Annotated in this window: 10 protein-coding genes; 8 read left to right on the top strand and 2 right to left on the bottom strand. The window is 47.0% G+C overall.

Going from position 1 to position 7,752, the window contains the following annotated elements; translation table 11 throughout:
- The first annotated feature begins 97 nt into the window (after positions 1-97).
- Positions 98-568, top strand: a complete 471-nt coding sequence (locus tag CAG65_RS08355) for a GyrI-like domain-containing protein (RefSeq protein WP_021706465.1) — start codon at positions 98-100, stop codon at positions 566-568.
- 14 nt (positions 569-582) lie between these two features.
- Entirely contained in the window at positions 583-1,089 is a 507-nt protein-coding gene (locus CAG65_RS08350) for a hypothetical protein (RefSeq protein WP_161453327.1), read from the top strand.
- 81 nt (positions 1,090-1,170) lie between these two features.
- On the opposite strand, the gene nadE is transcribed toward CAG65_RS08350, so the two are convergent.
- Positions 1,171-2,001 carry an ammonia-dependent NAD(+) synthetase gene (gene nadE / locus CAG65_RS08345; RefSeq protein WP_161453326.1) on the bottom strand — a complete coding sequence of 277 codons (831 nt, stop codon included), beginning with the start codon at positions 1,999-2,001 and terminating at the stop codon, positions 1,171-1,173.
- A gap of 112 nt (positions 2,002-2,113) precedes the next feature.
- On the opposite strand from nadE, the gene CAG65_RS08340 reads away from it, so the two are divergent.
- The 6 genes from CAG65_RS08340 to rplT all read left to right on the top strand — a co-directional run bounded on the left by CAG65_RS08340 (position 2,114) and on the right by rplT (position 6,533).
- Complete coding sequence (locus tag CAG65_RS08340; protein WP_161453325.1) at positions 2,114-2,629, top strand: nicotinate-nicotinamide nucleotide adenylyltransferase; 516 nt, start codon at positions 2,114-2,116, stop codon at positions 2,627-2,629.
- A 116-nt stretch (positions 2,630-2,745) separates the two neighbouring features.
- The gene (locus CAG65_RS08335) at positions 2,746-3,138 is read left to right on the top strand and encodes a hypothetical protein (RefSeq protein WP_161453324.1); all 393 of its coding nucleotides are present in this window, start codon (positions 2,746-2,748) and stop codon (positions 3,136-3,138) included.
- Positions 3,139-3,354: 216 nt separating this feature from the next.
- Positions 3,355-5,283, top strand: a complete 1,929-nt coding sequence (gene thrS / locus CAG65_RS08330; protein ID WP_161453323.1) for a threonine--tRNA ligase — start codon at positions 3,355-3,357, stop codon at positions 5,281-5,283.
- Between the two features lie 3 nt (positions 5,284-5,286).
- Positions 5,287-5,838, top strand: a complete 552-nt coding sequence (gene infC / locus CAG65_RS08325) for a translation initiation factor IF-3 (protein ID WP_081693195.1) — start codon at positions 5,287-5,289, stop codon at positions 5,836-5,838.
- 105 nt (positions 5,839-5,943) lie between these two features.
- Complete coding sequence (rpmI, locus tag CAG65_RS08320) at positions 5,944-6,138, top strand: 50S ribosomal protein L35 (protein WP_021706458.1); 195 nt, start codon at positions 5,944-5,946, stop codon at positions 6,136-6,138.
- A 41-nt stretch (positions 6,139-6,179) separates the two neighbouring features.
- Positions 6,180-6,533, top strand: coding sequence for a 50S ribosomal protein L20 (gene rplT / locus CAG65_RS08315; protein WP_004401084.1), 354 nt, complete (start codon positions 6,180-6,182; stop codon positions 6,531-6,533).
- A gap of 67 nt (positions 6,534-6,600) precedes the next feature.
- Here rplT and CAG65_RS08310 read toward each other — a convergent pair whose 3' ends face one another.
- The gene (locus tag CAG65_RS08310) at positions 6,601-7,563 is read right to left on the bottom strand and encodes an integron integrase (protein ID WP_161453322.1); all 963 of its coding nucleotides are present in this window, start codon (positions 7,561-7,563) and stop codon (positions 6,601-6,603) included.
- Positions 7,564-7,752: the final 189 nt, after the last annotated feature.

Genomic DNA, 7,752 nt, shown 5'->3' with positions numbered 1-7,752 from the left:
GATCATGATCAGCAGAGTAACCGTGCAAAAAATAAATAAATGAGTGGGTGATGAATTGTCTGTCGCCTATCTCTAAAAAATAGTAAGAGGAATTGTTGTGGACGTAAAACAAACAACGTTAGGGACTGTGCTGTGTATTCGTAAACACCTGACTCTGCCTGAAGTTGGGCATGTCAGTCAGGACTGCTGCAGCGCCATATTGGATATTATTGACCGTTCGGCGTTAACGGTGACCGGTCCGTGGCATTTTGTTTCGTATGGTCTGCCGGACGACACGGAATCGGAATTCGAGATTGAGTTCTGTCTTCCTGTCGTTGGCGACGGCCCTGAAGCATTAGCGCATCAGGCTGAGTACCACACACTGCCAGCGTTTCGCTGTGCGACTCGTCAGTACAGTGGTGAGTTGTCGGGGTTGTTCGAACATGGTTACCGTCCGCTGCTCGAAGCCATCAAAGCTGAAGGCTATGAGTTGACCGGAGAGAGCCGCGAAGTTTACCACCAATGGTTCGGTCCAGGTTCCGCGGACAATGTGATTGAAATCCAATTCGGCATCCGAGATGCAGACTAACGGACAGTCCTCCCATGAAGCAATTAATTAAGCAGACATGTAAACACAATAAGCAACATAACCGGGTATTGGGTGTGGTGGATAGCGGGGATTCTAATCACAGTGCAAAAGCCGATGCGGTTGAATACCTTGCTGGTCGGAATCGTTGTGGTCAATGTTCCTTCGAGACAGCCTCTTTTACCGAAGGCAGACGGTTTGGCGCCTTTAAAACCATCCAAGGTCTGGAAGGGCAGGACGACGTGCGTCCATATCGATTGGGCGCCTGGTTCGCTGGCTTCACGATTGCGTTGATTCTGGCTCTGGCTGGTTTTCTGGCTTATACCGTTCCGGAGCAGTTAAAGACCAAACAATTTTGGGAATACCTGGCGCCAGCCAGCATTGCGATTATTGCATTTGCGTCATTGGATGATGTTAACGCCACCCGATTCAGTAAATGCGCGAACTTATTTGCTGCGATAGTGGCTTTGGGCGTATTTATTGCGGGGCTGAGTTCGATTGAATGGACACTTTGGAATGGCTGATTATTTGGCATAACATCGCAGTGCAAACCAATCAAAAAGCCACCCAATGTCGGGTGGCTTGTGTGTCTGCGAGCAGACGGGTTAATCGTAAATCGTCGGGATCGGTTGACGTTTATGCTGAGTGGCTTGGTAGATGCGTACCAGACGCTCAACCACATAGGTGTCAACCGGTTTGCCTTCCAGAAAGTCATCAATTTGATCGTAGCTCAGGCTCAGCGCCTCTTCGTCCGCTTTTTGTGGTGCGAGCTCTTCAAGATCCGCCGTTGGCGTTTTTTTCACTAACAGCTCTGGTGCGCCCAGCGCGCCGGCCACTTCACGCACCTGACGTTTACTCAGGCCAAACAGAGGAGCTAAATCGCACGCGCCATCGCCGAACTTGGTGTAAAAGCCGGTAATGTTTTCTGCGGAGTGATCGGTACCCAGCACCAGGCCGCCAACGTAACCCGCAATCTCATATTGTGCCACCATGCGGGTACGGGCTTTGACGTTGCCTTTGACGAAGTCCACCTTGGCAAGATCTGAAGGAATCAGTCCTGTTCCTTCCAAAGCCGCATGCGTAGCGGCGTGCGTGCCATCAACACCGCCTTTGATGTTCACCGAAACAGAGTGAGTCGGCTTGATGAAAGAGAGTGCTAATTGCGCCTCGTCTTCATCTTTCTGCTCACCGTATGGAAGGCGAACGGCAATAAACTGATGGTTGCCTGAACCGGTTTCGGCATTGAGCTGTTCAATGGCCAATTGAGCCAGACGTCCACACGTGGTTGAATCCACGCCGCCACTAATACCCAAAACCAGTGATTTGCAGCCAGATTCAAGCAACTTACGTTTGATAAATTCGATTCGACGGGTAATCTCGAACTGGGGATCGATAGATGGCAGAACTCGCATCTCATTTCGGATCATCTGTTCCATTAGGTTTCCTTCCTGCAAGCAAATTATGTTTTAATTTCAATGCTAGTATCATACCGAATTCGAAAAATTAGAAAACTGTGATCATAGTTTTCACAATGTGCAAGGTAATAAAATGACCAAAATCGCCGTGTTTGGGAGCGCTTTTAACCCGCCGAGTCTGGGTCATCAAAGTGTGATTGCGTCTCTCAGCCATTTTGACCGAGTGCTGCTGATACCGAGTATCTCCCACGCGTGGGGCAAAGAGATGCTCGATTATGGTGCGCGATGTGAGCTGGTGGATCTATTCATTGAAGATATGGCTCTGGACAACGTTGCTCGTTCAGATATTGAAGAAGCACTGCATCAACCGGGAGAGAGTGTGACGACCTACGCAGTCTTGTCTCGTTTACAAGAAAGTTTTCCCTTGTCTGAATTAACATTCGTGATGGGGCCGGATAATCTGTTCAACTTTGCTAAGTTTTATAAAGCAGATGAAATTACGCAGCGTTGGTCTGTGATGTCGTGCCCACAAAAAGTGGCGATTCGTAGCACGGATATTCGTGACGCGATCACGCAGGCGAGATCGGTTGAGCATCTTACGACGCCATCGGTGGCCGAAGCACTGCGTGAAAAAAGATATTATCAATGAATTAGTGGTGGGTTATGTCTATAAAGCTGAGCGTTGTATGGATAGCTTTATTCCCCGGATTCACGCTGGCGTGTGATCTGTTTGACCCGCCTTATGCCTCAGATAATGACTCAGTCATGTTTCATTCGCCCGCGGGCGTGTGTTTCTCCTTTCAAGAAGGCGTGGATTACGCGACAGAGAAGCTTGAGCAACTGTCGCTGCTCAGTGAAGATCCACAAGATGATGCGGAGAGTGAATACTGGAACGACTGGATTACTCTCGATGACACCAACCCACTGCTTACCCAAAGCCTGGAATCCAACTACTTTGGTGTCGGAATTTGGCTGCCCTCTGAAGTCGAAGATCGGATGCACGACATGCAGGCAGGGGAGTGGATCATCAATCATGGGTTGCAGTTCAGTGTGGGCTTAGGAGACAAACAGGCAGGTAAGCCACGCATGCGGTTTGACTACCGTTGGCACAACCAGTATGACGGTGATGTTCTGATGCAAGTGGAAGTGCCTTTCTAATTTCTGACCGAAACCATATTCAAATCAAAACTGTGACGTCGATTGTTATTTTCCTCAATTCGTTTAGAATGGCCGGATGCTTGTCATGATGCATCTGTATTTGTATCAAAGCTTGCATTGTTCATGTTTTAAATCAAATGCTTTTCGCTACTTTCCCTTAAAGCATAAAACCAACACGTGTTGCTTGGTGTGCAACACCACTGTAAAGGACATAGTATGCCAATTATTACTCTTCCTGACGGCAGTCAACGTCAATTTGATAATCCAGTTTCTACTCTTGAAGTCGCTCAGTCGATTGGACCGGGTCTCGCTAAAGCGACCATTGCGGGTCGTGTGAACGGCAATCGCGTCGATGCTTGTGATCTGATTGAAGAAGACGCCAGCCTGGAAATTATTACCGCGAAAGATGAAGTCGATGGCTTGGAAATCGTTCGCCACTCATGTGCTCACCTTCTGGGGCATGCACTGAAACAGCTGTATCCTGAAGCGAAAATGGCTATTGGCCCGACGATCGACAGTGGTTTTTACTACGATATCGATTTGGAGCAATCGCTGACGCAAGAAGATCTGGAAAAGATCGAAAAGCGGATGAAAGAGCTGGCGAAAACCAAATATCAGGTTATCAAAAAGAAAGTCAGCTGGCAGGAAGCGCGCGATACTTTTGAATCTCGCGGCGAACCATACAAAATGGAAATCCTGGACGAAAACGTGTCTCGCGACGATCGCCCAGGTTTGTACCACCACGAAGAATACATTGACATGTGTCGTGGTCCGCACGTCCCAAATATGGGCTTTTGTCAGCACTTTACATTGTTGAACGTGGCCGGCGCGTACTGGCGTGGTAACAGTGACAACAAGATGCTGCAGCGGATCTATGGTACGGCTTTCCACGATAAGAAAGCGTTGAAAGCGCATCTGACTCGCCTGGAAGAAGCGGCCAAGCGTGATCACCGCAAGATCGGTAAACAGCTGGATCTATTCCACATGCAGCAAGAAGCACCGGGCATGGTGTTCTGGCATCATAACGGCTGGTCCATTTTCCGTGATCTGGAAGTGTTTGTTCGTGAAAAGTTGACTGAGTACGGTTACCAGGAAGTGAAAGGCCCGCTGATCATGGATCGCGTGCTGTGGGAGCGTTCTGGTCACTGGGACAAATACGCAGAAGCGATGTTCACGACATCTTCTGAGAACCGTGATTACGCGCTGAAGCCAATGAACTGTCCAGGTCACGTGCAGATCTTCAACCAGGGCCTGAAATCGTACCGTGATTTGCCGCTACGTATGGCGGAGTTCGGTTCTTGTCACCGTAACGAGCCGTCTGGTGCACTGCATGGCATCATGCGTGTACGTGGCTTCACGCAGGACGATGCGCATATTTTCTGTACTGAAAGTCAGATCCAGGAAGAAGTGACTAACTGCATCAAGATGGTGTACGACACATACCAGACGTTCGGCTTTGACAACATCGTTGTTAAACTGTCCACTCGTCCGGAAAAACGTGTGGGTTCGGATGAAATCTGGGACCAGTCAGAGGAAGCACTGAAGAAAGCGCTGGAAGCGATGGAAATTCCATTCGAAATTCAGGAAGGCGAAGGTGCGTTCTACGGTCCAAAGATCGAATTTACCCTGTACGACTGTCTGGATCGCGCATGGCAATGTGGTACGGTTCAGCTTGACTTCAACCTGCCGGGCCGCCTGGGTGCGACTTATGTGGGTGAAAACAACGAACGTCTGGTTCCGGTGATGATTCACCGCGCTATCTTGGGATCGCTGGAGCGCTTTATCGGTATTCTTATCGAAGAGTATGCCGGATTCTTCCCAACTTGGCTGGCGCCAGAGCAAGCTGTCGTTATGAACATTACGGACAAACAAGCTGATTACGCTCAGGAAGTTGCTCAAAAACTACAAAAATGTGGAATTAGAGCAAAAGCAGACTTGAGAAATGAGAAGATTGGCTTTAAAATCCGCGAACATACATTGAAGCGTGTCCCGTATATGCTGGTTTGTGGCGACCAAGAGATGGAAGCCGGTGAAATTGCAGTACGGACTCGTAAAGGTAAGGACCTTGGTAAGTTTAAAGTGGATGATCTGATATCGTACATCCAAACCGAGGTTTCTAGCCGTAAGCTCAATCTGGAGGAATAAGCTATTAAAGGCGGAAGACGCGGCCAACAACCGGCCAAACAAAACCAGCACCGTTTGAACGGTGAAATTCGTGGCGTTCGTGAAGTTCGTTTAACTGGCGCTGACGGTGAATCTGTAGGTATTGTTTCAATCCAAGAAGCACTGGCAGCAGCCGAAGAAGCTGGTATGGATCTCGTAGAGATTAGCCCTAACGCCGAGCCACCTGTTTGTCGTGTGATGGACTATGGCAAATTCCTGTTTGAGAAGAGCAAAGCTCAAAAAGAGCAGAAGAAGAAGCAAAAGCAGATCCAGATTAAAGAAGTAAAATTCCGACCTGGAACTGATATTGGAGACTATCAGGTAAAACTACGCAACCTGACGCGTTTCCTTGAAGAAGGCAACAAAGTGAAGGTAACAATTCGCTTCCGTGGCCGTGAGATGGCACACCAAGACATCGGTGTCGACGTTCTAAACCGCTTAAAAGAAGATACTGCAGAACTTGCTGTAGTAGAATCTTTTCCTAGCCGTATTGAAGGTCGTCAGATGATCATGGTGTTAGCCCCTAAAAAGAAGTAATTAGCGGCTCATAAAGTAATTGAAACCCAGCCGTTTCAGACGGTTGGGTTTTGTTCGCCCTAATTACATTGTTTATTAAACTACTACAATGCGGAGTTATTCATCATGCCTAAGATGAAAACCAACAAAGGTGCTGCTAAGCGTTTCAAGAAAACTGCTGGTGGTATTAAGTACAAGCACGCTACTAAACGTCATATTCTGACTAAGCGTACTACTAAGAACAAGCGTCAACTACGTCCAAACTCAATTCTTCCAAAATGTGAAGTTGCTGCAGTTGTTCGTATGATGCCATACGCTTAATTCTTTTTAGTTTAATTATCGTTTAGTTTAGGAGAGACATAATGCCTCGCGTAAAACGTGGTGTACAAGCTCGTGCACGTCATAAGAAAGTTCTGAAACAAGCTAAAGGTTACTACGGTGCTCGCTCTCGCGTATACCGCGTAGCTTTCCAAGCAGTAACCAAAGCTGGTCAATACGCTTACCGTGACCGTCGCAACAAGAAACGTCAATTCCGTCAACTGTGGATTGCACGTATCAACGCTGCTTCTCGTCAAAATGGTCTGTCTTACAGCCGTTTCATCAACGGTCTTAAGAAAGCATCTATCGAGATCGACCGTAAGATCCTTGCGGACATCGCGGTATTCGACAAAGCTGCATTTGCAGTACTTGTTGAAAAAGCAAAAGCTGCTCTTTAATTTGCAGTTTTAGGTTTAAGAAAAGGGAGAGCTCAGGCTCTCCTTTTTTATTGCCTTACTGCTTCATTTAGAGTCTCGAAAGTGGGCTCAATACGCCACTGGCTCCTCTCTCTAATACATGCGTATATATTTGAGTCGTTCTGACGTCACTGTGCCCAAGCTGTTCTTGTACTGTGCGAATATCTGCACCAGCTTCGAGTAAGTGTGTAGCGAAGCTGTGCCTCAATGTATGACATGAAACTATTTTGTTGATATTGGCATCTCTCGCTGCTCGTTTCACACATCGCTGAATGACACTCTCATTCATGTGGTGGCGGTTAAGTAAACCAGTTTCATGGTTGCAGGATGTTTTTAGCGACGGAAACAAAAAATGCCAGTTGAATTCAAGGTGAGCTTCGGGATATTTCTCTCGTAAGGCAAACGGAAGCGCTACGCCATCGTAACCCGGAGTATTGATATCTTTGTTGTAGTATTTTTTGGCCATCTGCATTTGATGCTCTAATTGAGGATACAGTTCCCTTGCGAGTGTCACAACGCGGTTCTTATTACCTTTCCCTTGCCAGATTCTGAGAGCGCCGTAATCAAAGTCTATATCTTGAATTCGTAATCGTAAGCACTCCATCAAACGTAAGCCAGAGCCATACAATAGTTTTATCTGCAGTTCGTATTTTGGATCGATATGAGCAACAAAGCGTTTCATTTCAGTATGAGTCAGGACTACTGGGAGTTTCTTATCTCTTCCGGACTTCTGAAACCTCATTTCTAAAGACAAGGGTTCTTTGAGAATCTCCCGGTATAAGAACTGAATTGCGTTGAGAGCAAGTGCCTGTGTTTTAGCTGCAACGTTGCGCTGCGCCGAAAGGTACGTCAAATATAGCTCAACCTCTTTATCATGTAGGGTTCGAGGATGAGCCATATTGTGATACCGAATAAAGTCGCTGATCCATATGATGTATGCTTCGATAGTGCGCTTTGAGTAGTGCCTAGAACGCATGTAGTCTTTGATGTACAAGAGAAACTGCGATTTCATGAATTTACCTGTTTATTTATCCAGTTTTTGTCATTGTAACCGCAGCGAAGAATTAAAGGGATATTGGCGACATAATTGCGATACCGATATCACCGAATAATGTACTAACTAACAGTATTTCATATTGTTATGTGTTACCGTGCAGATGCTTTTGGTTAACGAAAGAAGGCGGTAGCGTGGAGCAAAAAG

The organism is Vibrio sp. V39_P1S14PM300 (assembly GCF_009904765.1).
GTDB lineage: Bacteria > Pseudomonadota > Gammaproteobacteria > Enterobacterales > Vibrionaceae > Vibrio > Vibrio proteolyticus.
This window is presented reverse-complemented; position numbering and strand designations above follow the sequence as displayed.

Bases quoted from the DNA above. Each gene is read 5' to 3' on its own strand.
- CAG65_RS08350 (WP_161453327.1), top strand. From the start codon at position 583: ATGAAGCAATTAATTAAGCAGACATGTAAACACAATAAGCAACATAAC.
- nadE (WP_161453326.1), bottom strand. From the start codon at position 2,001: ATGGAACAGATGATCCGAAATGAGATGCGAGTTCTGCCATCTATCGAT.
- CAG65_RS08340 (WP_161453325.1), top strand. From the start codon at position 2,114: ATGACCAAAATCGCCGTGTTTGGGAGCGCTTTTAACCCGCCGAGTCTG.
- CAG65_RS08335 (WP_161453324.1), top strand. From the start codon at position 2,746: ATGTTTCATTCGCCCGCGGGCGTGTGTTTCTCCTTTCAAGAAGGCGTG.
- thrS (WP_161453323.1), top strand. From the start codon at position 3,355: ATGCCAATTATTACTCTTCCTGACGGCAGTCAACGTCAATTTGATAAT.
- rpmI (WP_021706458.1), top strand. From the start codon at position 5,944: ATGCCTAAGATGAAAACCAACAAAGGTGCTGCTAAGCGTTTCAAGAAA.
- rplT (WP_004401084.1), top strand. From the start codon at position 6,180: ATGCCTCGCGTAAAACGTGGTGTACAAGCTCGTGCACGTCATAAGAAA.
- CAG65_RS08310 (WP_161453322.1), bottom strand. From the start codon at position 7,563: ATGAAATCGCAGTTTCTCTTGTACATCAAAGACTACATGCGTTCTAGG.